This is a genomic window from Natrialba taiwanensis DSM 12281 (assembly GCF_000337595.1).
Lineage (GTDB): Archaea > Halobacteriota > Halobacteria > Halobacteriales > Natrialbaceae > Natrialba > Natrialba taiwanensis.
The window spans coordinates 41300-67337 of the sequence record NZ_AOIL01000070.1; the positions used below are offsets into that span (position 1 = coordinate 41300).

The window sequence follows — 26038 nt, forward strand, 5'->3', positions numbered from 1 at the left end:
GCCGCACCGTTTCGTCGCTACGTTTCTCGCTGCGAGTCGTTCGTTCTCGATCCTCACTGCTGTCGCAACCGTTCCCGTAGCTCGAGCGACTGCGTCGCTTCCTGACCGAGATCGACGCTGAACTCGTGGTCGTCGTCGAGTTCGATATCGATCCGGTCGAAGGTAGCGACGTAGTGGGTGCTGTCGTGGCGACCGCGGTGGTGTTCGGTCGTCTCGGCGATGAGTGCCGCGTCGCGGAGACGGTCGAGTTTGCGGTAGGCGGTCGACAGCGGAAGATCGGTTTCTTCTGCGATTTCGCGGGCGGTCTGTGGGGTTTCCAGGAGGGCAATGATCGCTCGACAGTCGGGATCGTCGAGGGCATCGATGATCGCCGCGAGCGGTGGCGTCTCACCGGTCGAGCAGTCGAGAGACATCGCAACTGGGTAGGGATCGAGGACTCAAGACGGTTGTGTCGGATTCTGGCGGGGCGGCAGGAATAGCTACATGTACGGTCGGGTCGACGGCTGGGATATGAGCGAGGATCGGACGCCGGAGACGACAGATACGCCGGAATCGGTTGCATCGTCTGAGACCGTCATCGAAAACACGCCAGGACAGGGCCGAACACCGGAGGCGGAGCGGATCGAGCCGGCAGCGCCCGAGGAGTTCGGCCTCGTGCAGGTCTGGTGGGGTGACGGCAAGGGAAAGACGACGGCGACGCTCGGGATGGGGATGCGCGCCGCGGGCCACGGCTATCGCGTGCACGTCCTGCAGTTCATGAAAGGCGGGGCATCGAGCGTCGAGGCCGTTCGCGGCGAGTACAACGCGATCGACGCGCTGCCGGGAATGAGTTACGAGAACCTCGGCCACTACGGCTGGCACGGCATGGCAGACGGCAGCGACGAAGCACAGCACGAGGCCGAAGCGCAGGCGGGCCTCGAACGCGCCCGCGAGGTCCTCACCGCAGCGAGCGAAGCCGACCTCGGCGCACCGCTCGACCTCGACGGCGATCCCGTGGACGGCGTCCACATGCTCGTCCTCGACGAGGTACTCTACGCCGTCGAACGCGACCTGTTCTCCGCGGACGACGTGCACGACCTGCTCGATGCGAAGCCGGCCGATCTCGAACTCGTACTCTCCGGCGGGCACGACGAGCCGACGTATCTCGAGGAGCGTGCGGATCTGATCACGAACGTCCGAAAGGAGAAACACCCGATCGAAGACGGCCAGCGAGCGCGTCGCGGAACTGAATTCTGATTCTGCTCTCCGCCGCTTTCACCGCCCGCGGTGGCAGGTGGGCGCCAGCACAGTTATTACCAGCCACTGTGAATGCCCGTTCAACTGATGGGTATCCTCCGAGTCGATGAGTTGCGCAAGTCGTACGGAGCCGTCCGGGCGGTCGACGGAATGTCTTTCGACGTCGAACGCGGGGAACTGTTCGGCTTTCTCGGGCCGAACGGTGCCGGCAAGACGACGACGATTCGGTCGCTGACCGGCCAGATCGTCCCCGATGCAGGCACGATCAGCGTGCTGGGAACGGACCCGACGACAGCCCCGCTCGAGACGAGACGGCGGGTCGGTATCCTTCCGGAACAGGCCTCGCCACCGAGTTTTCTCACGCCGCGGGAGTACCTCGAGTTCGTCGGCGACGTGCGCGAGTTAGACGAGGCGACTGTCGCGGCGGGTATCGAGCACTGGGCGGAGCGACTCGGCTTCGCGAGCAAACTCGAGACGCTGCATACGGACCTCTCTCGGGGCCAGCAACAGAAGGTGATGATCGCGCAGGCGTTCATCCACGAACCCGCTGTGGTGTTGATCGACGAGCCGCTTGCGAACCTGGACCCGCTCGTTCAGGAGCAGGTCAAGCAGTTCCTGACCGCGTACGCGGCCGACGATAACGCCGTCTTCGTTTCGACGCACAACATCGACGTTGCGGCCGACATCTGCACGCGAGTCGGCATCGTTGCGGACGGCCGGATCGTTACCGAGCGGTCGCTCGTCGACGAAACCGGCGACTCGCTGCTCGAGACCTTCCTCGAGCACGTCGACGACGCGGACGCTCGCGACATGCCGGCGCTCGAACGGACCGAAATCGAAGCATGAGCGGGGAACAGACCGGGCAAGACGAGCCACAAACCGGCCAACTGGAGCGTGTTAGCGATATCGGCGGCGGCATCGGCAGCGGTGGCGTCGACAGCGGCCGCGTTGGTGGCATCGGGAACGGCACGAACCGCCTCCTGTTTACCACCCTCCTGCGCGAGGAGTGGCGGCTCCACACGCGACTGTTCGGCGGCTGGCGCTTTGCCTCCTTTCCCCTCCTGATCGTCCTCCTCGCCGCCGGCGCGACCGTCGCGCTCCTCGAGACCGGCACAGCCCCCTCAACCATCGTCCTCGGCCTCCACGTTCTCGCGCTCGGGTTCGGCCTCTACAGCGGCACCGCCGGCTTCGCCGGCTCGAACATGCTCGAAAACGTCTTCGGCCGGCTCTCGCTTGTCCTCTCGTCGGCATCCACGCTTCCCCTCTCCCGACGGCGGCTCCTCGGGATTTTTCTGGTGAAAGACGCGCTATTCTACGCCGTCGTCTTCGTCCTCCCGATGGCCACCGCCGCAGTCCCGATCGGCGGCCGCTCGGCGACGACACCGACCGACCTCCTCGCGCTCTGGTTCTCGCTCTCGCTCGTCTTCGCCGCCGGCATGACGGCGACCGTCGCCCTGATCGCCGTCCGAACTCGCGGCGTGCCGACCTGGGCAATTGCGTTGGCTCTCGTCAGCGCTGCCGCCGGCACCTGGGCGCTGGACGGATCTGCCGCGATCGAATCCGTCCGCACGCTGATCGTCCCGCTGTCGGGTTCCCTTCCCGCGGCGGTCGGACTGGCGGGCGGAACGGCTCTCGTCGCCGCCGCGTCGCTCGCGCTGTACGACCCGACCTACGGCCGGCCGACGCGAACGGCGAGCGATCGGTTTTCCCAGCTACGGGCTGCCGGCGACCGGCTGCCGTTCGCGGACGATCCCCTCGTTGTCAAAACGCTGCTCGACCTCTCGCGCTCTGCCGGCGGCGTCTGGAAGCCGTTCGTCTCCGCGGGCATCCTACTGGCGCTGGTCGCCGCACTCGTCGGCGTCGTCCGCGAAATCACGGGCATCGAACCCGCGCCCGGCATCTTCTTCGGTGGCGTGCTGGGTCTCGCCGCGTTTACGACCTACAACTGGCTCACGCAGTTCGACTCGCTCGAGTTCTACCTCACCTATCCGGTCGCCATCGACGACGTCTTCCGCGCCAAGCGGGCGGCGTTCGTCCTCGTGGGAACGCCGGCAGTCGCCGTGCCGTACCTCGCCGCCGTCATCCGGTTCGAGGCGACGCTCGTCGACGCCGCCGTCGGCGCGATACTGCTCGCCGGCTACGGCCTGTACTACTACGGCCTGACGGTCTCCATCGCCGGCTTCGATCCGAACGAGTTCCTCTTCGATTCGGTCCGCTTCGGAACCTTCACTGTCGGCGTCGCGGTCGCGATCGTCCCGACGCTGGTCGCGGGGTTCGTCGTGGTCCCGCCGACACCGACGCTCGCGGCGGCCCTGGCCGTCGCCGGAATCGGCTTCGGCGCGCTCGGCATCGTGCTTTCGGGCCGGGCGGGGCCGAAGTGGGCCGAGCGGTACCGGAACGAGTAACGCCCCGCTGAACTCGCGCTCGCGTCGCCGTCACCGCCGGCGATTCACCGCCTCGTCGGGCATCGCGTACCGATCCGGAATCAGCCGCGTCTCACAGTACTTCTCGCCGCCCGCGTAGTCGACCCCCGGCTGCACGAACGGATACGGGCCGTCTGCGGGCGTGTTCTGGACGGTGCCGCCGTCGTCCGGCGTCGTGACCAGACCGTCGGTATCGATGTCGAGCGGGGATTCGTCTGCGAGATACTCGACGAGCACGTCGACCGCCGTCGTTCCCTCCTCGATCTCGACGTTCCGGGACGGGAAGTTACAGCCGCCGAGTTCGCGCGCGGCCGAGCCCGGCTTGTCGAGGGCCGCAACGGTGTAGGAGTCGTCCGGATCGATCGGCTCGCCGTCGATCGTGAACGCGACGAGGCGGCGCTCGCGCTTTGCCGTCGGATCGATCGTCAGCGAGACGTTCGGGGAGAACGACCGGACGCGGCCGTTTTCCTGCTCGTAGACGTGCGGCGAGAAGTTGTCGTTCAGGGACGCTTCCACGTGGTTCGCGAGCTGTTTACCGTAGGCGTCGCCCGTCGCGACCGGCGAGATCATCGGAAACGCACCATAGCAGTCGTCGAGTGTGATCTCTCCCGGCGGTACCGCGAAGCCAAACCGGTAGCCGTTCACGACAGCCAGATCCGCGCCGGTGAACTCGACGAGGGCGTCGGTCAGGGCCGCGTTCCACGAGTTCACCAGGAACGATCGCCGGGCGAGCCGGGTGGCCGTCTCGCCGACGACGGTATCGAGCGGCTGCTCGAGCGTGCCGTGGCCCTGCTCGAACTCGGGATCGTCGGCGAGGAACGGCTCGCGAACGCGCTCGATGGCGTTGTGAGCGGCGGCGTCCGGGTCGGGCGTGTACTCGTGGTCGGGGGCGAGACAGTAGAGGACGTGGCGGACGGCGAACTCGTGGGCGTCGTGGTCGCCCTTGGTATCAGCGCCGTCCTTATCGCCGCCGTCGGCGTCCGCATCCGCATCCGCGTCCGCGTTCCCGCCGATCCGACGAATATCGAGCCGTCCGAGGGCATCGCCCATTCCCGATTCGACGACCACCGTTCCGTCGACCACGATCGGCTCGTGGGTGTACTCGTGCGTGTGCGAACTTAGTGCCACGTCGATCGAGGGGCAGTCTTTCGCCGCCTGGACCATCCACTGGAGGCCGATTTCAGTGACCGCGATCACGAGTTCAGCGCCGTCGGCTTTCGCCTCCCGAGCGGCCGCCTCGAGCAGCGCGGGGTGCTTGCCGAACTCGTACTTGTCCTCGTGGAGGGCGGGTGCCATCCGGTCCATGTAGACGTTCGTCATGCCGACGACGCCGACGCTGATACCGTTTCGCTCGATGATCGTGTACGGGTCGTACAGCGAGTCGGTCGTCCCGGCGTCGTAGAGGTTGTTCGCGAGGACCGTCGTTCCCCGCGTTTCGAGCCGATCCAGGTACTCCCGGAGCGCGCCATCGTCGCTGCTCTCGTCGGCGACATCCCAGTTTCCCGGGACGTAGACGTCCGGGCCGAGGTGGTCGGCGACGAGATCACAGAGGTCCCGGCCGTCCCCGTAGGTCGCGACGGCGGACCCGTGGAAGGTATCGCCGCTCATCAGGGTCAGCGTCGCATCGGCCGCCGATCGAATTTCACCGAGCTTCGCCGAGAGGATCGGGATACCGCCGGCTCGTTTCACGAGTTCGTCCGCGTCGCCGAACTCGAAGGCCGCTCGCGAGTTGGAGCGGAGGGTGTCGTAATAGACGTGGTGGCGCGGCGTGAGTTGGCCGTGGAGGTCGCTGACGTGGGCGACGGTGAGTTCGTCCGCGTCGCCGTCGCTATCTGTATCGCTATCGTCGGCGTCGACGGCCGAGTCTCCGGCGAGGACGCGCCAGTCGCTCACGTACTCGTTGTCGAGTGTCGGTGGCATCGGATCGGGGGACGCTCCACCGGCAATGTACGTAGTTGTCGGGCCTGCGACGGAACGGTCCGTGGCGTCGGTGAACTCGGTCCGGTTGTGGCGGTTCAAGAACGGCGGTGGGGAGCCGGAGATGGAATCGACAGGACGATACGCTGGGGCGCAGCAGGGACGTGTGAATGACGCGGACGCTTCTGGTCGCCGGGACTGCGAGCCACGTCGGCAAATCGACCGTCGTCGCGGGACTCTGTCGCCTGCTCGCGGATCGGGGCGTCTCGGTCGCACCGTTCAAAGCGCAGAACATGAGCAACAACGCCCGCGTCGTCGTCCGCGAGGCGGGGGAAGACAGCGGCAACCCGTCGGCTGTGACCGCCGAAGCGAACTCGAACGAGGCCGACAACCGGTGGGGCGAAATCGGCGTCTCGCAGTTCACGCAGGCCCGCGCGGCGCGGCTCACGCCGACGACGGATTGCAATCCCGTCCTCCTGAAACCGCGCGGCGACGGTGAGAGTCAACTGGTCGTGCAGGGTCGAGCCCGCGAGCACGTTCCCGCCGGCAGCTACTACGAGAACCACTGGGAGGATGCCCGTGTCGCCGCAGAGAAATCCTACCGGCGGCTGGCGGCCGACCACGACGTGATCGTCGCCGAGGGCGCGGGCAGCATCGCCGAGATCAACCTTCACGACCGCGACCTCGCGAACGTCGAAACCGCCCGGTTTGCCGACGCCGATATCCTCCTGCTCGTCGACATCGAGCGCGGCGGCGCGTTCGCCAGTCTCTACGGAACGATCGAACTCCTGCCCGACGACATCCGCGAGCGCGTCGTCGGCGCGCTCATCACCAAGTTCAGAGGCGACCCGTCGCTGCTCGATCCCGGAATCGAGGAGATCGAATCGCGGACCGGCGTCCCGATCCTGGGTGTATTGCCCTACGACGACCCCGGCCTACCCGAAGAGGACAGCGTCGGCCTCCCCGGCATCGAAGAACGAGGAGTTCGCGGCGACGACGACGGCGTTCCGGGAGAGCAGCGGCTTCGAATTGCCGTCCCACGTCTCCCCCGCATCTCCAACGCGACCGATCTCGAGGCGCTCGCCGCGGAACCTGGCGTGTCGGTCGTCTACGTGCCGATCGACGATGGAGCGAGCGATACCCCTCTGGACGCAGTTGCGGCCGACGCCGTCGTTCTCCCGGGGACCAAAAACACGGTCGACGACCTCCGCGCTCTCCACGCCGCCGAGTTCGGCGACGCACTGCACGCCTTCGACGGCCCCATCGTCGGCATCTGTGGCGGCTACCAACTCCTCGGCGAGCGACTCACCAACGCCTCGCTCGAAGGGACCGGCACCGACGATACACTCGACGGGCTCGGATTGCTCCCCGTTGAAACGCGGTTCGACGAGAACAAGCGACTCGAGCAGACGACGGTCCCCGTCGACGGATCGGCGACGCCGCTGCTCGCCGGCGTAGATGGGACTGCTTCAGGGTACGAAATTCACGCCGGCCGAACGCGGGCGCTCGAACCGGTCCAGCGACCGCTCGGTGACGCAAGTGCAGCACGCGGGCAAGTACTCGGAACCTACCTCCACGGCGTTTTCGACAATACGGGCGTCCGCACGGCGTTTCTTGACGCCGTGGCGCGGTCTGCAGGTGTCGAGTTGCCAGCCCACGACGCGAACTTGTCCGGAGAGACAGCGACGGCACCCGCAGATCGGGCTGCAACATTGCTTCGACAGCATGTTGACGCGGCGTTTCTCGAGTCGATTCGACCCTGATTACGGTTGATTTGGCGTCCCCTCTCGGTACGTTCCGAGCAACTCCTCCAAGATGATACACTCCTGATCGGTCGCTTCGTAGTGGGTGTCGATAAACCGCTCTGCAGCCTCGTAGTTGCCCCGCAACCCCTGTTTGCGGACTGTAATCACAGCATCGAGGAAGAACGTTCCACCGTCCGTGCCCAGCGCCTTCGCGTGATCTTCCTCAGTGATATCGAGTTCGGATTTGATCTCGTCGAAGTTGAACGTCTCGACGTCGTGATCGGGGTCGATGAGCGTGAGTACGTACTCCGCAGAGAAGCGATAGAACTCGGATTTGCTCTCGAACATACCGTCGTCGACGAGGGTGTCGATCTCTTCGACGACCTCGTCGGGGTACCTGACGGTATCTTTCGCCATGGGTCGATATGCAGTCCGGGGCATAATTACTGTTTCGGAGCTGTCGGCATTGGTGATTATCTTCCGGCCAGCGAATACGCTAGACAGACACTATCAGTGCTATGAGAGCGGAAGAAACCCCAGCGAAGGGAAGAATTACGCTCTCACGCTGAACGCGCAACTACCTACAAATTTATTATTTATCGGACGTAACGGAGTCACGCAATGGCAGACGAAGACGAAATCCGTGAGCAGATGATCGACGCGTTCGAAGCCGCTGACTACCCAATCTCGAGTCCGATGGACCTCGTCCCGGCGCTGCCGAACGGTCCGGGGACGAAGTTCGAGTCCGGGGATTTTTCGATGACCGCGATGGAACTAAACACGAAAATATCCGGCGGCGACTTCCCGTACGACGATCCGGAATCGTTCGTCGACGACGTCATCGGCGAACTGAAAGCAGCAGACGAGCTCTAACCGGTTCGGAGACGGGCAGGTGCGACAGCAGCACAGCCGTCGTTCACTCGCACGGCCACCTGTTGGCCGACCGTCGAATCATTACCGACCCCTATGTTTTATTGCAGGTCGCGGTGTTGGGTAGAAAGTATACCGGCTCGGAGCACTGGCGTGGTAACGAATAGCCGATACCCCGGACACATGGAGCACTCACAGGAAACCGTCTCACTCGTCTGTGTAACGACCGCACCGGCGAGCGAACACCGACTCTGCACGGAACTCGAGGCGACGGATCGTGATCCGCCGGTGGAGACTACCGTTCGGTCGCTGGCCGAACTCCGATCAACGGATCGATCTGGGGCCTCGTTCGCGTTCAAACCGGACGGGATCGTCATCGATGTGGATCGGCCCGCGTCGTTGCAAACGGCTATTGGTCAGGTTGAGGACGTGAGAACGGAAGCGCAGACGCAGACACGGACACAAGAGTCCAACCGGGACACGACGCAAGACGACGCCGGCGAACAGCCGATCGTCGTCACACCACAGAACGGCAGCGAAACGCTCGCTGCAGCGGCACTCCGGGCCGATGTGAGCGAGTACGTTCCGGCGACCGATAACGCTGTCACCCGCGTGCTCGACGTGATTCGAGAAGAGACGGCGGCGACTGGTAGCCACGGGACCGACTCCGAGGGGGAGGAAGGCGAGGAGAGAGACGGAGACGAAGAGGAAACGGAAGAAAAACAGGAACAAGAACAGGAACAGCGACAGAAGCAGGCGAGCGCAAACACCGACCCAACCGACGGTACCAGCACCGACCCCGACTTCGGCCCCAACCCCGACTCCGAACAGCACGTGGAACGTGACGCCGAATCGACGCCCGCACCGACCCACGACGATACCTATCACCGAATCATCGCCAACGAACTGCCAGACGAGGCGTTCGTCATCAGTGCAGACGGAACGTATCTGGAGTCCAAAATCCGACCGAGTTCAGCTGAACTCTACACCATCTCCGCGGCCGAACTCGTCGGCAAGCACCTCACCGATGCGTTCCCGGAAGAGACCGCGACACAACTGCAGGACTGTCTCGACCGCACACTCCGAACCGGCGAGGTCCAATCCGTCGAGTACAGCGTCGAGACCACCGAAGGCCGCCGTCGCTACGAAGCGCGTGTCGTCCCAGTCGACGAACGCATCGACGGCCAGCGCGCCGTCATCTGGCTCGCCCGCGACATCACCGAGCGCGCACAGCGCGAACGCAGACTGCGGGCCAGGCAGGCCAACCTGGAGACGCTCAACCGTATCAACGCCGTTATTCGGCAAGTAATCGAGACACTCGTCGACGCCCCTACCCGGGATGCGATCGAACGAGAGGTCTGCGCTGAACTCGTCGATTCGGATCTCTACTGTGCGTGCTGGATCGCCGAACGTACCACGAACGGCGAGTTCAGCTACCGAACGGGCGCGGGCGAGGCGACGACGTACCTCGACGCCGTTCGGAACATCGACGATGCGCAGTATGAGCACTCACAGGCGCAGATACAGGCGGAAGCAACTGGCGAGTCCGAGGCCGACACGGCAACGGCGTCGGAGACGGAAGTGGGAGGTGAGGACGTTCCCGGCGGGACTGCTGATGAGGATAACAGCGGGTCTCAAACGGACAGCCAGAGACCGGTCGAACGAACCGGAACCACGGGGGAAATACTGACGGCAAACCACATCCTCGAACGAGAGCCCTTACCCGAGCCGATACAGGCCGCCGCCAGCGAAGACACCGTTCGGGCGGCGATCACCGTTCCGATCGTCCACGAGCAAACCATCTACGGCGTGTTGACCGTCCTCGCGAGTCGCGCCGATGCGTTCTCGGACACCGAACAGGAAGCGTTCAAACTCCTCGGGGAAACCATGGGCTTTTCGATCATGGCAGTCAAAAGCCGCCAGTTGCTGTTCGCCGATACCGTCACTGAACTCGAGTTCAGGATCGACGGCGGAGAGTCGTTTTCGTTCGATCTGACGGCGGAGTACGACTGTACGTGTTCTCTCGAATGGTCGGGGACGACCTCGGACGGCCGGCCGATCCAGTACGTGACCGTCGACGGACTCGACGGGGAGACGGTGATCGAGGCGGCATCGGAACACGAGTCGATCGAGTCGTGTCGGCTCATCCACGACGGGCGGGATCACTGTACGATCGAGATGCGACTGGTCAAGTCCGGCGTTCGGACGATTGCGAATCACGGGGGAACGATCCGGGACGTGACGGTCACAGACGGGGTCGGAACCTGCATCGTCGAGGTGCCCCAGCACGGCGACGTCCGGGAGGTCGCTGAGGCGCTGTCCGCGATCTACGAAAGTACGGAACTCATGGCGCGTCGCGAAGTTGACCGGCCGGTTCACACGGCAGTCGAACGCCGCAATCGAATCCACGAGGAGCTTACAGACCGGCAGTTGACGACGCTGCGGCTCGCCTACTTCAGCGGCTTCTTCGAGTGGCCGCGCTCGAGCACCGGCGAGGAGATCTCCGAGACCATGGGTGTGACCCCACCGACGATGCACCAACACCTCCGAAAGGGGCTCAAGACGGTCCTTTCCGAATTCTTCGAAGAGGGAAGTAGTCCGATAGAGTGACCGGCTCCGAATCGGAGCCGCGAATAGCTGTCTTTCCGGTGAACTCGCCGCTGTAATACCCTGTACCCGACCGAGTTCACCGCGGTCTCGAAGACTCGAAGGGTCGTCCACCGGGAAGGCAGGACGACTCGCTACGATGACCGCTGATGGGAGGGCGCAAATAAAATGCGGTTTAACGCCGCGGATGATCCGATCGATCGCGGCTGAGCGGTGGAAAAGGGATTACTCGTCGGCGTCTGTGTTGGCGTTTTCGTCGTCTACGTCACCGTTTTCCCCGCGGACGAAGGCTGCCTGGCTGTCACCGTCCTGATCGAGATCGCCCGCGCTGGGGCCCTCGATGAGGTCTTCGAAGTCGTCGGCCTCGCCGTACTGATCCTGATAGACGAGTGCTGCTTTGCCTGTCGAGGAAATCTCGTAGAGGCCGGATCGTTCTGCTGGGCCGATCTTCTCGACTAGGCCGTAGTCTTCGAGGACGGGGAGACGGGTGTTGATGTTCTTTCGACTCTTTCCCGTGTGGGCGGCGAGATTCGTCGCGACGTTTCGCCCCTTATCCTCGAGCGCTTCGAGGATCAGGAAATCAGTTGGCTGGCGTAGCTTCACTCTCTGTCACTCTCGTACCGAACCTTTATTTCCACTGGTAACTAATACTTTCGGCTTGTCCCGGAGAGTTTGTTTTGGAAATCACTATCGGCAACAATATATGTGGTCACGCGTAACGATGGCGTGGGGCCAGCAAACCCCCGCTGAACGCCGACCGTAAGCCATCGGAGTCGGCGATTGTCAGCGCCAGCAGCCATCGGTATTTATTCATTCGCCACGGGCGTCGGCCAGCGTTCCGGGATCGGCCCGACACGCGGGTCGTCGCTCCATAGCTCAGTTCCAGACAGCAACTGCGTTCGCTGCCCGACGAGTTCGACGCCGGCGGTCCCGAGCCAGTCGAGAACGCGGGCGACCGCGGCGGGCGACTGGACGCGGTAGGATGCCGTGGAGGGATCGTCATCGCCAACGCGAATACTGATGCCGTCGGCGTCGATGGCGCGGAACGCGGACTCGTCGGTCACGTCGTCGCCGATGTAGAGTGGAACGGTTCCCTCCGGGAGCGTCGACGTGATGAGGTCGACGGCGTCGCCTTTTCCCCAGTCGATCGTCGGTCCGATTTCGAGGATGCGTTTGCCGGGAGAGACCTCGAGTTCGTCGCCGCCGAATCGGTCGACGACGGTCCGTGTGAGTCGGCGAACGGTGGGGCGAGCAGCGGGTGGGACGGTGCGCACGTGGACGGTGCCGGTCAGGCGCTTGTTTTCGATTCGAACGTTTGGGATCGGGTCGAGGACAGTTTCGAGCAGTTCGCAGACGGTTTCGAGCCGGGCGGCGCGTTCGTGTGCAACTGGGTGAACGGCGACGGTCTCGTTCCAGGCGAGTTCGAGGCCGTGGTTGCCGGCGTAGATACGCGGCCCGTCGATGCGGGCCCGCACGTCGGCGAGACTCCGTCCGCTGACGATAGCCGTCGTGACGGGAGCGGCATCGACGAGCCCCGCGACGGCGGTTTCGTTTGCCGTCGTCGGCGCGGCTGCATCGGGCTCGTCGACGATGGGGGCGAGCGTCCCATCGAAGTCGAGACAGACCAGCAGATGCGTTGCGTTGGCGAGGGTAGCCCGGAACTGTGGCAAGTGCTCGCCCGTCAGGAGTGGAGGCGGTTGCAGTGGTGTCTCGTGTGGGGAGTCGTCTGTAGTGGTCTCGTCGGTATCGGTGTCGGTGTCGGCGTCGGCGCTTTCGATACTGGTGTCGGAACCGTCGTCGCTGGCCGCTGACTGGTCGGACATAGTTCGCAAATCGGGTGTGGGTGAGGTTCGGATAGTGGATCGAGACTCGTTCCGTCACGGGAAGCGAGTGCAGAGACGTTCGAACGCACACGAGTTCAGACGAGCGAGGTTCGTTCGTGCGAGCCGGAGTCGGAATCCGATTCGGAGTCGGCACCCGAATCGACGTTGTCCGCTCCGGACTGTGAATTCGGCGCGGTCCACTGGCCGTCATGGACCCGGGACAGCCACTCGAACTGCGTTTCCATCCAGGCGTCGATATCGTTCTCGAAGATCGTCGTTCGAAGGGCATTCATTCGGCGGGTACGGTCCTGTGGCGACAGTGTAAGTGCGTCTTCGATCCGATCGGCGAACTCGTCGACGGCTGTCGGGTTGATCGAAATCGCGTTCTCGCCCAATCGTTCGTGTGCGCCCGTGCGGTCGCTCAACAGCAGGGTGCCGTCGCCGTCGACGCTCGCGGCCACGTACTCCTGAGCGACCAGGTTCATCCCGTCACACAGCGAACTGACGATCAGCAGATCGGCGTGCCGGTACAGCGCACAGAGGTCGGCCGCCGGCAGAATATCTTCCGTGTAGACGATCGGCTGCCAGTCGTCGGTCCCGAAGCGGCGGTTGATCCGGTCGACCTCGCTCCGGACGAGGTCGCCGTGACGAGCGTAGGCCGGAATCTCCGTGCGCGACGGGGTGGCCTTCTGGACGAAGGTGAACTCGCCGCGCCAGCTCGGATTCGCCTCGAAGAATCGCTCGAGTGCGGTCAGTCGTTCCGGAATGCCCTTCGTGTAGTCGAGGCGGTCGACGCCGAGTCCGAGCGTCACGTTCTGTGGAATATCGTAGCGCTCGAAGAGCGCGTGGAGCTGGTCCGCATCCGCGGTGCGTGCGTGCTGATCGTAGGAGTCGGCATCGACCCCCATCGGCGTCGCAACGGCGCGGGTCGTGTGGCCCGCATAGCGGATCGTTCGCCGCTCGCGGTCGACCACCGCGTCCGGCAGGTACCGGCGGACACAATCGAGGAAGGCGTCGGCGTATCGCCCGACGTGGAAGCCGAGCAAATCGTTGCCGAGCAGTCCTTCGAGTACCTGCTCGCCTTCGGGGCAGTACTCGAACGTCGCCGGCGAGGGCCACGGGATGTGCCAGAACTGCGCGACCGTCGCCGACGACGGAATCGACTCGCGGATCATCCGCGGCGCGAGCGCGAAGTGATAGTCCTGCAGCCAGACGACCGAATCCGAACTCGCATGCTCGGCGACCGCGTCTGCGAACGTCGCGTTGACCGTCCGATACCACTCGAAGTCATCGGCTCGCTCCTCGACGAGTTCAGCGAAGCCGTGACAGAGCGGCCAGAGGACGCGGTTGCTGAAGCCGCGGTAGTAGGCGTCGACGGCGTCGTCGGAGAGGTCGATCCGCCGAAGCGTGTAGCACTCCTCCTCGGGCGGGACGCCGACGCAGTCGCGCGCGTCGGTGACATCGAAGTCGGCGTCGCCGTCGCCCCAGGCGATCCAGGTGCCGCTCGTTTCCTGCAGAACGGGATCGAGACCGGCGGTGAGGCCGCCGGTGGGTTCGTCGACCGAAATCGCTGCCGTGTCCGATCCTGTCTCCGTGTCGGCCTCCGTTTCCGCGTTTCCGTTCGTCTCCGCCTCCGTGTCGTACTCGTGGCGATACGGTTGCCGATTCGAAACGACAGTGAGAGAGTCGGGAACTCGCATTCGCTGAAACAGAACAGGGCCGCCACTGGTTGCTTCGCGGCCTGCAGCCGCAGGGGGGTTAACAGTCCGCTGGTAGCGTTTCCACCGTCCGGACAGTCCGGTTTCTCGATGGCTCTGTCCACGAGCGGCAGCGAGCAACTGCACCCGGCGATATCGAAGGCGACGGCAGTTCGAGGTGAACTCGTTTCCCCGGCCCATCAGTAGAAGTACAGTTCGAGTTCGTGACCGCAGTTGCGACAGGCAGTTTCGGTGCCGCGTAATCGGTCGGCCGTGCGGTCGTCAACGAGTCCGGGACCAGCAGGGACGGCGGTGATGACGGTTGTATCACACTCCGGGCAGCCGATCTGCATGGTTGCGTTTTCCGAGCGAGACATGCGCATGGAGTAGCCCGGATCGGGGGTTAGTTATCATCGGCATAATGGGTTTGTTTCCGACCGTTCGTGACCGTTCCGATCGATACGGATTCGTTTACGAACCGTTCGTCGCGGTAGTTGGGCCGTTCCGCCAGTTCGTCGTACCTCGGGGACGGTTCGGCTGGCTCAACGCTGGGCTCGGAAGCGAACGTCGTCGAACGTGCGAAACGCCGTCTCGTAGCCATCGTGGCGGGCGACCTGTGGCGGCGTCTCGACGCTGATCGTGATCATCGTCTCTCGCTCGTCCGCGGTGGACTGGCCTGTACTAAGCACGTCGCTCTCGGCTCCGTAATGATGGCCGAGCGTCGGATCGACGGCTTCGGTGAGCGTCAGCGATTCTCGGGGTTCGGTCCCGCCGCCGTCTCCGTCGCCGCCGGTGCGTTCACTACCACCGCCATCACCGCCGCTATCGACGGTCGCGGAGAGCCCAGCAAACGGCAACATCACGTCGTTGTACGGCGTTCGGAGCGTCACCGCAAGATACGCACGCTCCGATGAGCCACCGACCCGCTCCGCGTCGAGCACGAGCGCCCCCACGCGCGCATCACCACTCTCATCCCTCTCGGCCGTTCCGAGGTGATCGCCGGGCAACTCAGCGAGCGGTTGGCCGCGCGAGGACGGCATCGAATCGTTCGTCCGCAAGTCAAGGGCTTCCTGGGTGCCCCGCCGCTGGGTGCCGATATACTCGACGCCGAGGTCATGAACGTCCTCCCGGGCGTGGGTGAACTCGACCGTGAGCGTCTCGGTGCCGTCGAGACGATCCCCGAACGCCCCGGTTCGATCGGTGTCGAGGGGACCGACCTGCACGCGCGCCGTGTACGTCCCGTCACCGGATAACTCGACGTTATCGCCGTAGTGAAAGCCCATCTGCTGGGAGATCATCGGCCACAACGAACCGACGGGCGTCGCCCGTTCTCCCTCCTGTACCAGTTCGAGACGGACCGTCGCCGGAACCACGAGTTCAGTCTCCCGATCCCAGACCGTCACCATGAGATGCAGACTGTCCGACGGCTGCACGTCGACCTGATTCGACTCGCCGGCGAGCAGCCAGAATCGATGCGGGATCGTGTACCCGAGAGCGATCCCGAACTCGTCGCCGGTCGCGGTGCCGAGTCGGGCCATTTTCTCGGTCGATGCGGGGAGGTAGACTGCGTCGGGACGGTCCTGGACGAGCGGCGGGTTCGACCAGGCGGATTCTTCCTCGAACCCGAGTCGCTCGAGGCAGCCGGCGAGGGAGAGCGTGCCGATTCCGCTCCCGGCGAGGGCTGTCCGACGGAGGAGACTCCGGCGATGCATTGTCTGCGTGTGCACTCCCGGAAACAAAACAACTATCGCAATCGATCGCGGTTCGATTGCGGTTCGATTGGGTCCGGAGGGTGGGTTTGGTTTTGACGGGCAGTTATCCCGCAAGCGTCGGGGGCTGGACCGTCGGTAACGTCAGCAACCAGAGACTAACCGCCGTATAACAGACCATCACCGCGATAAGTGGGTATTGACTCCGGATCGCCTGTAGTCGGCCCGGGAAGCAATCGAACGCGGTCGCGTGGGCGACCCAGACTGCGAGCAGGTGGCCCGCGAGCAACGCACCGATCTCGAGCGTTCCAACCCACCCCGGTAGCGCCAGTGTCGTCGGATTGAGCGGCGGTGAGAGCGGACTCGTCACGACCGCGACCGCTGCAGGCGACAGCGAGAGGACGACCCCGACGTAGTGGGCGACGTGATAGCCCGCCGCGATCGCGAGTAACGGCGGGGCGAACCGCCGAGCCAGGGTCGCCGTCGAGAGATACGTCGGCGCGGTTCGACGGGCCGTAGACGCAGCGAGCCAGTACAGCCCCAGGGCGACAGCGTACCCGCCGACGAAGACCACGAGCGTTGCAACGGCGACTGGTACCCCAGCGCCGACGAGTTCAGCAAGCAGTTGGCTGCCGGGCGGGGTGACGACGAAGCCGTTGAACGTGAGTTCCCAGACCAGGAGGAGAACGAACGCGACCTCGCTGGCGTCGGTGACGAGATCGGGGTCGCGAAGCCGGGAGCCGGGGAGGACGAGGGTGAGGCCGTGCCCGTCGCGCCGGCGCTGAATCGGGGCCACAGCGCCGTAGAACCGAAAGACTGTCGCCAGCGGATCGGCATGGCGGAGCCACGACTGAAGCCCGAAGAGCGTTCCGCCGGCCACCGTATAGACCGTATAGCCGACGGCGAGTCGGGCGAGGAGGGCGGGATCGGACGTAACGGGAAGGACGAGTTCGAGCCAGACGAGCGCGCCGAGGCCGACGACGGCGGGCCACGAGGCGAGGGCAGAGGGATATGTGAATAGCACCGGTCCGGCGCGAGGTGTTTCGCCACTGGCGGCCGAAGTCGGTGATCGCAGGTGCTTGACGCTCGTCACGAGCAGCGTCAGAAGCGCGGAAACCGCGCGAGTGAGTCGGCGAAACGGATCGAGCGCGGGCCAGGGGTTCCCAACCAGGAACGCGACCATCGGAAGCAGCGACCGGAGACCAACGAACGAGAGGATGATCGCGAGGTTCGCGGTCGGCGCGACGCGGCCGGGCCCGGTCAGGCCGACGACGACGGTCCCGACGAGCGCGGCGACGCCGACCAGTCCGGTGAGCCACCACAACCCACTCGCGAGTTCACTGCGGCGAGCGGACGGTACTGAACTCGTTCTGGAGCGGTTCGACGTGTCGGGACCGGTGGGTGAGAGCGGCAGCGACCAGGTGTGGAGGGCGTCGACGAGTTGCCGGTCGGTGACTAGGGCGGCGAGCAGTGCCGAGGCACCGATGGCGACGCCGCCGGTGAACACTGTCAGCCAGGCTGGAACGGTGAGTTCGCGGTCGTCACCGAGTCCGGCGGCGGCGTTCGACGCGCTGGCGGTATCGGCGGCCGCACCGATGCCGAGACAGACGATTGTGAGGACCGTGGCGATGGCAACGAGCGTACGTATTGAACGCCACTGCCGTCGGAGACGGGACGGGGGTGTCGATGACAGCCACGAGCGCATGGACGATACGGTGAGTGACGGTGGCGAGACCGAAGTAGGTACTGACTTCGATAGTGTCGGTGGCGGTCGAAAACGATAGCGACGGAGAATACTGCGTGATAGTACATGTTGCTTCGGCAGGTGAACCAACGAACCTTTGCTCGCTCCGTTCGACGTACCCCATATGGAGCGACGCACGTATCTCGGCTCGTTTGGCGCGGTGGGGGCTGCCGGACTGACCGGGCTTGCCGGCTGTCTCGGTGAGGTCGGCATCGGCGACAACGCTGACAACGACAATGGCGACAATGCTGACAACGACGATGGAACGATCCTCGGTTCGCCGGACCGCCCCGGCGATCCCGAGGCGATTTCACATCCCACCCACGGCCAAGAGTTCCCCGACTTCTCGCTCCCGGATCCGTTGAACGGCGAGACGATCGATACCGCCGATTTCGCCGGCGAGAAGTCGTTCCTGCTGACGTTCTTCTTTACGTCGTGTCCCGACGGGAAATGTCCCGCCCTGCTCTTGCGTCTCCGGCGCGCCCAGGCGGACGCCAAGGAAAACGGCTACACGGACGATCTCAACTTGCTCGCGATGACGTTCGATCCCGAACGCGACACCGCGGACACGCTCGAGAGCTACGCGCACGAACAGGGCGTCGACCTCGAGGCCGGCAACTGGCACTTCCTTCGCCCGGAGAGCTACGAGAGCGGCAAGGAACTTCTCCACGATCAGATCGGGATGCGAATCGAAAAGGTTCCCGAGGAGGAGACCGAACACGAGAACCACGACGGCTACTCGTTTACCCACCTGAACCTGATCCTGTTGGTTAACCAGGACGGCATCGTCGAACGATCCTATCCGCAGGCGCTCAATCCCGAACTCGGCGGTAGCGTCGAACAGATCGTCGAAGACACGAGCACCGTCGCCCAACAGTAACCATGCGCCGACGAGACGTTCTCGCCGGGCTCGGAAGCGCGGGCGTGCTCGCCGGCGCGGGAGCGGTCGCCGTCTACGGTGTCCCCTCTCCCGACGAGTTCAGTTCCGGCGGTGGCGGCGGAGAGACTGACGAGGCCGACGCGTCCGACCCGCCCGAGCCGATAGAGATCGAAACGGTCGACGCCCCGGGCAGCGAGGCGGGAACCGCTCTGGTGCCGTCGCCGTCCGAGCCGACGTTCATCGACCTCTTCGGCACCTGGTGTGGACCCTGCATCGAGCAGATGCCGGCCCTGGCCGAGGCGCACGCGCAGGTCGGCGACCGGGTGCAGTTCGTCTCGGCGACCAGCGAGGCGGTCGGCGAGGGCCGATCGATCACCGAGGACGAACTCGTCTCGTGGTGGGACGAACACGACGGCAACTGGACGCTCGGACTCGACCGCAACGCCGAACTCACCGTGCGCTACGGTGGGAACGGCTACCCGTCCGCGGCCGTCGTCGACGCCTCGGGTCGCCTGCAGTGGTCGGACAGCGGCGTCAAGAGCGCGGACGAACTCGTCTCGAAGATCGAACTGGTACTCGACGGTGATGCGGACCAATGACGGGGATCGCGGGCGATGCGACGCTGCTCTCGACGATCACGTTCTCGCTGCTCGCCGGCGTCTCGACGTTTTTCTCGGCCTGCGCGTATCCGCTGTTGCCGGGGTACGTCGGCTTCTACGCCAGCCAGACCGACGGTGACGAGGCCTCGTTGTCGGGGTCGCTCATCAGGGGTCTCGTCGCCGGTCTCGGCGTCTTGGTGACGCTCGCGCTCATTATCGGCGCGACCTACTGGATCGGTCACTCGACGCTGTCGCGCGTGACGATTTTCGAGCCGATCGCCGGTGTGTTACTCATCGGCTTCGGCCTGCTCATCGTCTTCGATCGGGCACCCTCGATATCGATTCCGCTGCCCAAACGACGATCGAGCATCCTCGGCTTCGGGATTTTCGGCGTCGGCTATGCGCTCGCCGCTGCAGGCTGTGTCGCCCCGATTTTCATTTCGGTGACCTCCTATTCGCTGACGCTGCCGGTCGGCGAAGCGGCGCTCCTCGTCGGCACGTACGTCGGTACCGTCACGCTCCTCATGGTCTCGTTGACCGTCGCGACGGGGGTCGGCCTCATTGCCAGCGGTGGCCGGCTCACCGCACACACAAAGTTACTCGAACGGATCGCCGGCGCAGTCATGATCGTTGCCGGACTCGGGCAGCTCTACCTCTCGATTTTCGTCTTCAACGTGATCTGATGCGGCAACTCCTTCGATACCGAACGGGGACTGATCAAGACCGCCGCTACCGGCGCATACATATCGGCCGTTCCGTTCAGTACCGCTCGTCGTGTGCCAGTACCAGTGTCCCAACTGCCTCGAGGAAGCCGGCGTCGAACGGTGCCGGGAGGTCACGGCCGACGGACTCGAGCGAACGTTCGTGTGTCGAAACTGCGAGTACGAGTGGACGGTCATCTTCTAACAGAGGCCCGGCAACAGCAAGTCAGACACGTATCCCGCTCTCTCTTGAATCGCTTGATGTAATGTACCAAGACCTGCTACTGGCGACCGACGGCAGCGAGGGCGCACAACTGGCGACCGATCATGCGATCGAACTCGCCTACCGCCTCGATGCGACGCTACACATCCTCTCGGTCGCCGAAAAGGGGCCACACGGCAGCGAAAAGCGCGATCGGTTACGGACCGAGCCGGAAAACGAGGCCGACGAGGCCATCACCGAGGCCGTCACCGAAGCCGAGCAGGCTGCCACAGACACCGGGCTCGAGGTGACAACAACCGTCCGAGAGGGCGTCCCGCAGGACGAAATCGTCGAGTTTGCAACGATGAACGACATGGATATGATCGTCGTCGGGACGGCGGGTCGCTCCGGGCTCGACAAACTGATCGTCGGCAGCGTCGCCGAAGAAGTCGTCCAAAACGCACCCGTGCCGGTCGTTACAGTCAGAGAACACGAGACCGAGTGACAGTCACGGCAGCGACGAAAGTCATCGTTACCCATCGGTACGGCATCGATACTTACCTCTTCAGCCCCGAACGGACATCCGTGACCGCGTGTGCCAACCGTCGGCGCCGTGTATTCGCCGATCAGCCCCGACGAACCGGCCACCGTCACCCACGCATAGTGGACGGACAGGGACGGGTCGACTGGTTCTCGACCGGACGGTTCCCGGCGGTGATCGGCCGATGAGCGACCAGCCCGCGATGAGTGCCGGCGAACCGCGTTCCGTCCTCGTCGTTGGCTCGTCGCCGCCAGTCGAGCGCACGGCGGCCACGCTTTCGGCAACCCTTGACTCGACTGCGCTCCTCCGCGCGCGGACCGTCTCGGCCGCGCGCGAGCACCTCGCGTCCGCGTCACAAGCCGCGTCTTCGTCACAACACCGTGGGATCCACTGCCTCGTCTGCGAGTTCAGTCCCGAGTCGGAGACCGACACTGTGCAACCGACACCGCTCGCCGAACTCGTGTCACTGGCGGCGGACGGGGATATCGGCTCGCTGCCGCCGATCGTCGCCATCACCGACGACGAGCGGGTGGACGACGCGCTCGATCACGGGGCTACCGACGTGATTTCGCCGGCGGACTCGCGGGCGACGATCGCGGCCCGGGTTCGAAACGTCGCAGAACTGCGCCACCACCGAGACAGTGCGCCGGATTCGGGGACAGCCGGTTCCCCGACGTTCAGTGGCGCGCAACTGGATGCTGCACTGGATCTCCTCCCCACTGCGGTATTCACGCTCGGACCCGCCGGTGAGCTCAAGTACGCGAACGCGGCCGCCCACGAGTTCTTTCACGGTGCATCGGACGCGACCGTTCGAAACCGGGAGGAGACGCCGCTCGAGGGGACCGTCGTCTGGGAACTGTTCCCCGCAGAGATTCGGGAGACCGTCGTCGACCGCTGTGCCGAGGCGCGGGCGACCGGCTCCGTCGTCCAATTCGAGACCCCACTGCCCGAGCGACTCCCCACTCTCGCTCCCCCATCTGACAGCCCGTCCACGGCAGAGCGCCGCCTCGTGGTGACCGCCGCTCCCGACGAGAACAGCCTCACAGTACTCGCTCGCGAGTTCAGGAGTGACCCGGAATCCGACGACGGTGTGGAGCGCGACCGGCTCGCGTTGCTCGAGGAGACGGTCGACGCGCTCGAAGACGGCATCGCCGTTCTCGAGGACGGGACGATCCGAATCGCGAATACGACGCTGTGTGATCTCGCCGGTACCGGGACGCTCGTCGGCACGGCCGTCGGCGCGCTGTTCGACGATGAACTCGCGGCGATGGTCCGCGAGCGCGCCGATTCTCCGGTCAGCAGGTGGACGGACCCCATCCAGGGTGAACTCGACGGCGGCGGATCGGCACAGTCGGTCCCCGTCGACGTGGTCGTCGCGCCGCTGTCGGTCGCGAATCGAACGCTCTGTGTGGTTCGCGACAGACGACGCTCGGCGGCGGGGACGCTCTCGACGGTCCGTCGGACGATCGATTCGCTCTCGACGGCAGCGTCCCGATCTGCCGTGCGTCACGCCGTCGTTTCCGGGATTCGAGAGTATACCGGAGCCGAGTTCACCGGCTGGTACCGACCCGCCGACGATGGCGACCTGCTCAGCCCCGCGGCGGTCACAACGGCCGAGTCGGTTCCCCGAATCGAGCCGCCGGCAGTCGAACGCGAGGACGTGCCGCTGCAAGTCGGTCGTGACGGTGACGGCCGTCGCGACGACACCGACGGCGATAGGTACCGCGACACCGTTCACGCCACGCTCGTCGATCGAGCCGCGGCCGATCCGTTCCTCGCCCGCTCGGGCCTGCGCGCGGAGCGCGTGCTCGTCGTTCCTCTCGCGGAGCGCGGTGTCATCGTTGCGACGAGCAGCGATCCGATGGCGTTCGACGCGCTCGAGACTGCGCCGGTCGAGACGGTGTCCGCCGCCGGAGCCGCCGCTCTCGATCGAATCGCCGCTCGGGAACGCGTTCGAACGTCCCGCTACGAGCGCACGCGCCTCGAATCGGAACTGGATACGGCCGCACAGCTCCGAGCGGGCGAACGCCACCTCCTCGACGCCGACAGCCGGACGGCGGTCGAACAGCGCCTCTGTGAAATCGCCGCCGCGCTAGCTCCGACCGACGCGGACGAACTCGCCTGGGTCGGCCGCGCCACCGCTGGCAACGAGACCGTCAGCCCCCGGACCTGGTCGGGGTCCGCGGCCGGTCGAGACGGCGAGTGGCTCGACTCTCAAACGGTTCCGATCGATCCTGACGCGGCTGCGCCCGCCGGCCGAGTAGCGGCGAGACGGGACTCGATCGTCGTCGACGATCTCGCGGAGACCGCTGCTGACGCGGAGACGCGCGCCGGCGGCGAGAAACCGGACACGACCGCGTTCATCCGCGCCGCAACCGAACGGGGCCTTCGCTCGGCGCTGAGCGTCCCGATCGAACACGACGAGTTCAGCTACGGAACGCTCACGGTGTACGCCGACCAGCCGGCGGCCTTCGACGACCAGAGTCGGCGGGTGTACACCCACCTCGCGGCCGTCGCCGGCCACGCCATCGGCGCGCTCGAACGCAAACGGGCGCTGCTTTCGGACCGCGTCACCGAACTCGAACTCGTCCTGCGCGAGTCCGACGACGTCCTCGTCGCGCTCGCCCACGAACTCGACCAGCCGCTCGACGTGCAGGCGGTCGTTCCGCGCTCGGCGGGCGGCTCGACGGTCTACTGTACGTTGCCGTCCGGCGAGTTCGAGTCCCCGTCGGCGTCGCGTCTCGACTCGCTCACCGAACTCGACGGCGTCGCTCGGGTTCGGTCAGTCGGGGAGGGCGAGACCGGCTCGGTCCTCGAGTTCACCATCGAAACCGAAACCATCGCGGACACGCTCGCAGCCCACAACGGTCTCGTGCGAACACTCGCACCGGTCGACGACCGAACGCGATTGGAACTCGATCTGCCCGATCCCGTCGACGTTCGATCGTTCGTCGAGGGACTCCAGCGTGCATTTCCGAGCGCTGAACTCGTGTCTCGGCACGAGCGAGAGCGGGAGACGCGATCCCCGCGGGCGTTCGACGCAGCCGTTCAGGAGCGGTTATCGGAGCGCCAGTTCCAGACGCTCGAGGCGGCGTACTACGGCGGCTTCTTCGCGTGGCCCCGCAAGAGCACGGGTGAGGAAATCGCCGACTCGCTGGCCGTCTCGCAGCCGACGTTTAGCCGCCACCTTCGAACGGCCCAGCGGAAGCTCTTCGAACTCCTCTTCGACGAATACTGACGTGAACACTGCTCTTGCACTCCCGGCGAGTGAAACGAGTTCAGAATCGTCACGCGGCCGGTTAGCGACGCTGTCCAGTTCGGCCACGGCTGCCGGTAATATGCTGTTGGACGACCGTAATTCGGTTGTACCGCCGCGGCGGAGCCGGCGAAATCGGATAACCGGTTATTTCTTCCGCCCGGAAACAGTCACGGATTTCGACGGTTGAATCAGTATTGACTCGATTTGTTTATATATTTCCGTGTATAGCCTCCACGCCCATGTAGTCACAGTCGAATCACGGAATCGATGAGCGTGTGTTCGGTAACAACTTCTTACAGTAGCTTTCTACGCGAGCGGGGGATGATTCCATGAGTCTCGATCTTACCGAGACGACGGAGAAACGAGAGCGAGCGAGAACGGACGCCGAAGCGGAGTCACCACCCGCGTCCGTGACTGCGAGCCAGACCGAGTCGGCGACAGCCACGGTCGACACCGGTTCAGCCGACCACTCCGGAACAACCCCCGCACAGACGCCCCTGCGTACACAGGCGGATGGCGGCGTCATCGCGCAACTCCGCCTCGAACACGAGGCCCTCCTCCTGCGTCCAACCCTGCGGCGCGCACTCGATACCACCGTCGAACTCGAGTACCGCACGCAGACGCCGCAAGACCGGACCATCGTCTTCCTCACCGTCTACGGGTCCGAGTTCGAGCCGTTCGACCGTGCGCTGGCAGTCGACCCGACCGTCACGGATCCCGTCCTCGTCGACCGCTACTCCGACAGACGGGTCTACCGTGTGACACTCACCGACCGCGCACTGCCGCTCGCTCCGATGACGACCCCCGTCGACGGCCACATTCTCGATATCACGAGTTCGCGCGACGGCTGGCTCGTCCAGCTTCGCTTCCCGGACCGTGACGCGCTGGTCGAGTTCAACGACACCTGCCGTGCACGCGGCGTCTCCGTCGCCGTCGAGCACCTGCGGGTCTCGGACGACGAGGACGACGGTGTGGTCGCACTGACCGAGAAACAACAGGAATTGCTCCTCGTTGCCTACCAGGAAGGGTACTTCGACGTGCCACGAGGGATTTCGCAGGATGAACTCGCGGATCGACTGGACGTCTCGAAGTCGGCGGTCTCACAGCGGCTTCGCCGAGCGATCGGTGAACTCTGCGGGGCGACGATCGCCTGACTCGGTGATCGAGCGGTTCCCATTTCGTCCGGTTAACGAACGACGTGAAGTCGGAACATCGATCGCAGACTCCAGAGTACAAGCGCGCTACCGGCGATGAGTCCGATCGGAAGCAAGAGTAGAGAGTTGTTGAACGATGAAGCGAGAATCTGAACGCCGAGGATCGCAAGGAAGAGCAGTCCAATCGTTTTGAGGCCTGTTTTGATCCATTCTTTGAAAACAGCTCGGGCGATCTCACGGACGCGTTCCTCGTCGAGTTCTTCAGCGGGCACAGGTGGAACTACGAGGAGGGCATTCACAGTTGTTGTGTTTGAAGAATAGAGCGTGGAAGGGCGTCGAGACGAAACTGAACCTGAGTCGCGTACAGCGCTAGCTTGAGGGCGGAGCGAGAGCGGAGAGAAAGCGCCGGTCGTTACTCGTCGGCGTCGTCGGACTCGTCTCGCATCGCACCCAACTGGGAGACGAGTTCATCCGTGGAGGCGTTGGATTTGAACGAGAGCTGTCCGTCGTGGTCGTTCTGGTGGACGTTGACGGCCTCGACATCGTCTTCGTCGGTTGTTTGTTGCTGTTGCTCGGATTCGTCGTAGCTACCAAAACCCATAGGTGTACTGGACCGAGCGGGACCATAGGTGTGGCGGTTCGACGCCGTTCTGCGGCGTGTTGACGCACACGAGACGTGTCTCTAGGCGGATCTTTTTTCGATCGAGCGACCGGGGAACGGGGCGAGACGAGACGGCGATGAGAGACGGGCGGCCGTCCGTTCGTTGGCCGAGTGTGGGCTGTCCATACCACTGATTCGACCGTTCGGCGCGATCGTTCGGAACAGCATACGCGTTCGTCGGATCGCTGTTTGGTTTACATACTCACGATTATTCGCTTCTAAGTGGGCATTTGACAGCAATCCGTAGTGATGGTGTACAATACAGCATTC

General features: G+C 64.6%; 24 protein-coding genes. 13 read left to right on the forward strand and 11 right to left on the reverse strand.

Annotated features, from left to right (window positions below; translation table 11 throughout):
- Positions 1-53 precede the first annotated feature (53 nt).
- A complete protein-coding gene (locus tag C484_RS21055) occupies positions 54-413 on the reverse strand; it encodes a winged helix-turn-helix domain-containing protein (RefSeq protein ID WP_006827884.1) in 360 nt (119 codons plus the stop codon).
- Positions 414-483: 70 nt separating this feature from the next.
- Here C484_RS21055 and C484_RS21060 point away from each other — a divergent pair, with 70 nt between their 5' ends.
- The 3 genes from C484_RS21060 (at position 484) to C484_RS21070 (ending at position 3641) form a co-directional block, all read left to right on the forward strand.
- A complete protein-coding gene (locus tag C484_RS21060) occupies positions 484-1236 on the forward strand; it encodes a cob(I)yrinic acid a,c-diamide adenosyltransferase (protein ID WP_006827885.1) in 753 nt (250 codons plus the stop codon).
- Positions 1237-1323: 87 nt separating this feature from the next.
- The gene (locus tag C484_RS21065) at positions 1324-2082 is read left to right on the forward strand and encodes an ABC transporter ATP-binding protein (protein WP_006827886.1); all 759 of its coding nucleotides are present in this window, start codon (positions 1324-1326) and stop codon (positions 2080-2082) included.
- Complete coding sequence (locus tag C484_RS21070; protein ID WP_006827887.1) at positions 2079-3641, forward strand: hypothetical protein; 1563 nt, start codon at positions 2079-2081, stop codon at positions 3639-3641. The genes C484_RS21065 and C484_RS21070 overlap by 4 nt, the downstream gene beginning before the upstream one ends.
- A gap of 30 nt (positions 3642-3671) precedes the next feature.
- Here C484_RS21070 and C484_RS21075 read toward each other — a convergent pair whose 3' ends face one another.
- The gene (locus tag C484_RS21075) at positions 3672-5579 is read right to left on the reverse strand and encodes a bifunctional metallophosphatase/5'-nucleotidase (protein ID WP_049915882.1); all 1908 of its coding nucleotides are present in this window, start codon (positions 5577-5579) and stop codon (positions 3672-3674) included.
- A gap of 167 nt (positions 5580-5746) precedes the next feature.
- Between C484_RS21075 and C484_RS21080 the strand changes: the two genes are divergently transcribed.
- Complete coding sequence (locus C484_RS21080; RefSeq protein ID WP_006827889.1) at positions 5747-7339, forward strand: cobyric acid synthase; 1593 nt, start codon at positions 5747-5749, stop codon at positions 7337-7339.
- On the opposite strand, the gene C484_RS21085 is transcribed toward C484_RS21080, so the two are convergent.
- Entirely contained in the window at positions 7340-7738 is a 399-nt protein-coding gene (locus C484_RS21085) for a CopG family transcriptional regulator (RefSeq protein ID WP_006664168.1), read from the reverse strand.
- A gap of 204 nt (positions 7739-7942) precedes the next feature.
- Here C484_RS21085 and C484_RS21090 point away from each other — a divergent pair, with 204 nt between their 5' ends.
- Together C484_RS21090 and C484_RS21095 are read left to right on the forward strand one after the other, a co-directional pair.
- Positions 7943-8194, forward strand: a complete 252-nt coding sequence (locus tag C484_RS21090) for an MTH865 family protein (RefSeq protein WP_006827890.1) — start codon at positions 7943-7945, stop codon at positions 8192-8194.
- A 180-nt stretch (positions 8195-8374) separates the two neighbouring features.
- Positions 8375-10801 (forward strand): bacterio-opsin activator domain-containing protein, encoded by a 2427-nt coding sequence (locus C484_RS21095; RefSeq protein ID WP_006827891.1) that lies wholly within the window; start codon positions 8375-8377, stop codon positions 10799-10801.
- A 222-nt stretch (positions 10802-11023) separates the two neighbouring features.
- Here the strand turns inward: C484_RS21095 and C484_RS21100 are convergent, their stop codons facing one another.
- The 6 genes from C484_RS21100 to C484_RS21125 all read right to left on the reverse strand — a co-directional run bounded on the left by C484_RS21100 (position 11024) and on the right by C484_RS21125 (position 17732).
- Positions 11024-11401 (reverse strand): winged helix-turn-helix domain-containing protein, encoded by a 378-nt coding sequence (locus C484_RS21100; protein WP_006827892.1) that lies wholly within the window; start codon positions 11399-11401, stop codon positions 11024-11026.
- Between the two features lie 203 nt (positions 11402-11604).
- The gene (gene otsB, locus C484_RS21105) at positions 11605-12621 is read right to left on the reverse strand and encodes a trehalose-phosphatase (protein WP_006827893.1); all 1017 of its coding nucleotides are present in this window, start codon (positions 12619-12621) and stop codon (positions 11605-11607) included.
- 95 nt (positions 12622-12716) lie between these two features.
- A complete protein-coding gene (locus C484_RS21110; RefSeq protein WP_006827894.1) occupies positions 12717-14321 on the reverse strand; it encodes an alpha,alpha-trehalose-phosphate synthase (UDP-forming) in 1605 nt (534 codons plus the stop codon).
- A gap of 197 nt (positions 14322-14518) precedes the next feature.
- Complete coding sequence (locus tag C484_RS23815) at positions 14519-14695, reverse strand: hypothetical protein (protein WP_006827895.1); 177 nt, start codon at positions 14693-14695, stop codon at positions 14519-14521.
- Between the two features lie 165 nt (positions 14696-14860).
- Positions 14861-16030 carry an iron transporter gene (locus C484_RS21120; RefSeq protein ID WP_006827896.1) on the reverse strand — a complete coding sequence of 390 codons (1170 nt, stop codon included), beginning with the start codon at positions 16028-16030 and terminating at the stop codon, positions 14861-14863.
- Between the two features lie 103 nt (positions 16031-16133).
- Positions 16134-17732: a hypothetical protein gene (locus tag C484_RS21125; protein ID WP_006827897.1), complete on the reverse strand. Its 1599-nt coding sequence runs from the start codon at positions 17730-17732 to the stop codon at positions 16134-16136.
- 163 nt (positions 17733-17895) lie between these two features.
- Here C484_RS21125 and C484_RS21130 point away from each other — a divergent pair, with 163 nt between their 5' ends.
- The 7 genes from C484_RS21130 (at position 17896) to C484_RS21160 (ending at position 25107) form a co-directional block, all read left to right on the forward strand.
- Entirely contained in the window at positions 17896-18651 is a 756-nt protein-coding gene (locus tag C484_RS21130) for an SCO family protein (protein ID WP_006827898.1), read from the forward strand.
- A gap of 2 nt (positions 18652-18653) precedes the next feature.
- On the forward strand, positions 18654-19250 hold the full coding sequence (locus C484_RS21135) for a TlpA family protein disulfide reductase (protein ID WP_006827899.1): 597 nt from the start codon (positions 18654-18656) through the stop codon (positions 19248-19250).
- Positions 19247-19933, forward strand: a complete 687-nt coding sequence (locus C484_RS21140) for a cytochrome c biogenesis CcdA family protein (RefSeq protein ID WP_006827900.1) — start codon at positions 19247-19249, stop codon at positions 19931-19933. Before C484_RS21135 ends, C484_RS21140 begins: the two co-directional genes overlap by 4 nt.
- Before the next feature lie 91 nt (positions 19934-20024).
- Positions 20025-20156, forward strand: a complete 132-nt coding sequence (locus C484_RS24715; protein WP_275040065.1) for a hypothetical protein — start codon at positions 20025-20027, stop codon at positions 20154-20156.
- 61 nt (positions 20157-20217) lie between these two features.
- A complete protein-coding gene (locus C484_RS21145; RefSeq protein ID WP_006827902.1) occupies positions 20218-20658 on the forward strand; it encodes a universal stress protein in 441 nt (146 codons plus the stop codon).
- A 220-nt stretch (positions 20659-20878) separates the two neighbouring features.
- On the forward strand, positions 20879-23932 hold the full coding sequence (locus C484_RS21155) for a bacterio-opsin activator domain-containing protein (protein ID WP_006827903.1): 3054 nt from the start codon (positions 20879-20881) through the stop codon (positions 23930-23932).
- Positions 23933-24282: 350 nt separating this feature from the next.
- The gene (locus tag C484_RS21160; protein WP_006827904.1) at positions 24283-25107 is read left to right on the forward strand and encodes a helix-turn-helix domain-containing protein; all 825 of its coding nucleotides are present in this window, start codon (positions 24283-24285) and stop codon (positions 25105-25107) included.
- Between the two features lie 32 nt (positions 25108-25139).
- On the opposite strand, the gene C484_RS21165 is transcribed toward C484_RS21160, so the two are convergent.
- Positions 25140-25379 (reverse strand): hypothetical protein, encoded by a 240-nt coding sequence (locus C484_RS21165; protein ID WP_006827905.1) that lies wholly within the window; start codon positions 25377-25379, stop codon positions 25140-25142.
- Positions 25380-25519: 140 nt separating this feature from the next.
- Complete coding sequence (locus C484_RS21170; protein WP_006827906.1) at positions 25520-25708, reverse strand: DUF5786 family protein; 189 nt, start codon at positions 25706-25708, stop codon at positions 25520-25522.
- Between the last annotated feature and the right edge of the window lie 330 nt (positions 25709-26038).

Coding starts and splice junctions, on each gene's coding strand:
- C484_RS21055 (WP_006827884.1), bottom strand. CDS start 413: ATGTCTCTCGACTGCTCGACCGGTGAGACGCCACCGCTCGCGGCGATC.
- C484_RS21060 (WP_006827885.1), top strand. CDS start 484: ATGTACGGTCGGGTCGACGGCTGGGATATGAGCGAGGATCGGACGCCG.
- C484_RS21065 (WP_006827886.1), top strand. CDS start 1,324: ATGGGTATCCTCCGAGTCGATGAGTTGCGCAAGTCGTACGGAGCCGTC.
- C484_RS21070 (WP_006827887.1), top strand. CDS start 2,079: ATGAGCGGGGAACAGACCGGGCAAGACGAGCCACAAACCGGCCAACTG.
- C484_RS21075 (WP_049915882.1), bottom strand. CDS start 5,579: ATGCCACCGACACTCGACAACGAGTACGTGAGCGACTGGCGCGTCCTC.
- C484_RS21080 (WP_006827889.1), top strand. CDS start 5,747: ATGACGCGGACGCTTCTGGTCGCCGGGACTGCGAGCCACGTCGGCAAA.
- C484_RS21085 (WP_006664168.1), bottom strand. CDS start 7,738: ATGGCGAAAGATACCGTCAGGTACCCCGACGAGGTCGTCGAAGAGATC.
- C484_RS21090 (WP_006827890.1), top strand. CDS start 7,943: ATGGCAGACGAAGACGAAATCCGTGAGCAGATGATCGACGCGTTCGAA.
- C484_RS21095 (WP_006827891.1), top strand. CDS start 8,375: ATGGAGCACTCACAGGAAACCGTCTCACTCGTCTGTGTAACGACCGCA.
- otsB (WP_006827893.1), bottom strand. CDS start 12,621: ATGTCCGACCAGTCAGCGGCCAGCGACGACGGTTCCGACACCAGTATC.
- C484_RS21110 (WP_006827894.1), bottom strand. CDS start 14,321: ATGCGAGTTCCCGACTCTCTCACTGTCGTTTCGAATCGGCAACCGTAT.
- C484_RS23815 (WP_006827895.1), bottom strand. CDS start 14,695: ATGTCTCGCTCGGAAAACGCAACCATGCAGATCGGCTGCCCGGAGTGT.
- C484_RS21120 (WP_006827896.1), bottom strand. CDS start 16,030: ATGCATCGCCGGAGTCTCCTCCGTCGGACAGCCCTCGCCGGGAGCGGA.
- C484_RS21125 (WP_006827897.1), bottom strand. CDS start 17,732: ATGCGCTCGTGGCTGTCATCGACACCCCCGTCCCGTCTCCGACGGCAG.
- C484_RS21130 (WP_006827898.1), top strand. CDS start 17,896: ATGGAGCGACGCACGTATCTCGGCTCGTTTGGCGCGGTGGGGGCTGCC.
- C484_RS21135 (WP_006827899.1), top strand. CDS start 18,654: ATGCGCCGACGAGACGTTCTCGCCGGGCTCGGAAGCGCGGGCGTGCTC.
- C484_RS21140 (WP_006827900.1), top strand. CDS start 19,247: ATGACGGGGATCGCGGGCGATGCGACGCTGCTCTCGACGATCACGTTC.
- C484_RS21145 (WP_006827902.1), top strand. CDS start 20,218: ATGTACCAAGACCTGCTACTGGCGACCGACGGCAGCGAGGGCGCACAA.
- C484_RS21155 (WP_006827903.1), top strand. CDS start 20,879: ATGAGCGACCAGCCCGCGATGAGTGCCGGCGAACCGCGTTCCGTCCTC.
- C484_RS21160 (WP_006827904.1), top strand. CDS start 24,283: ATGAGTCTCGATCTTACCGAGACGACGGAGAAACGAGAGCGAGCGAGA.
- C484_RS21170 (WP_006827906.1), bottom strand. CDS start 25,708: ATGGGTTTTGGTAGCTACGACGAATCCGAGCAACAGCAACAAACAACC.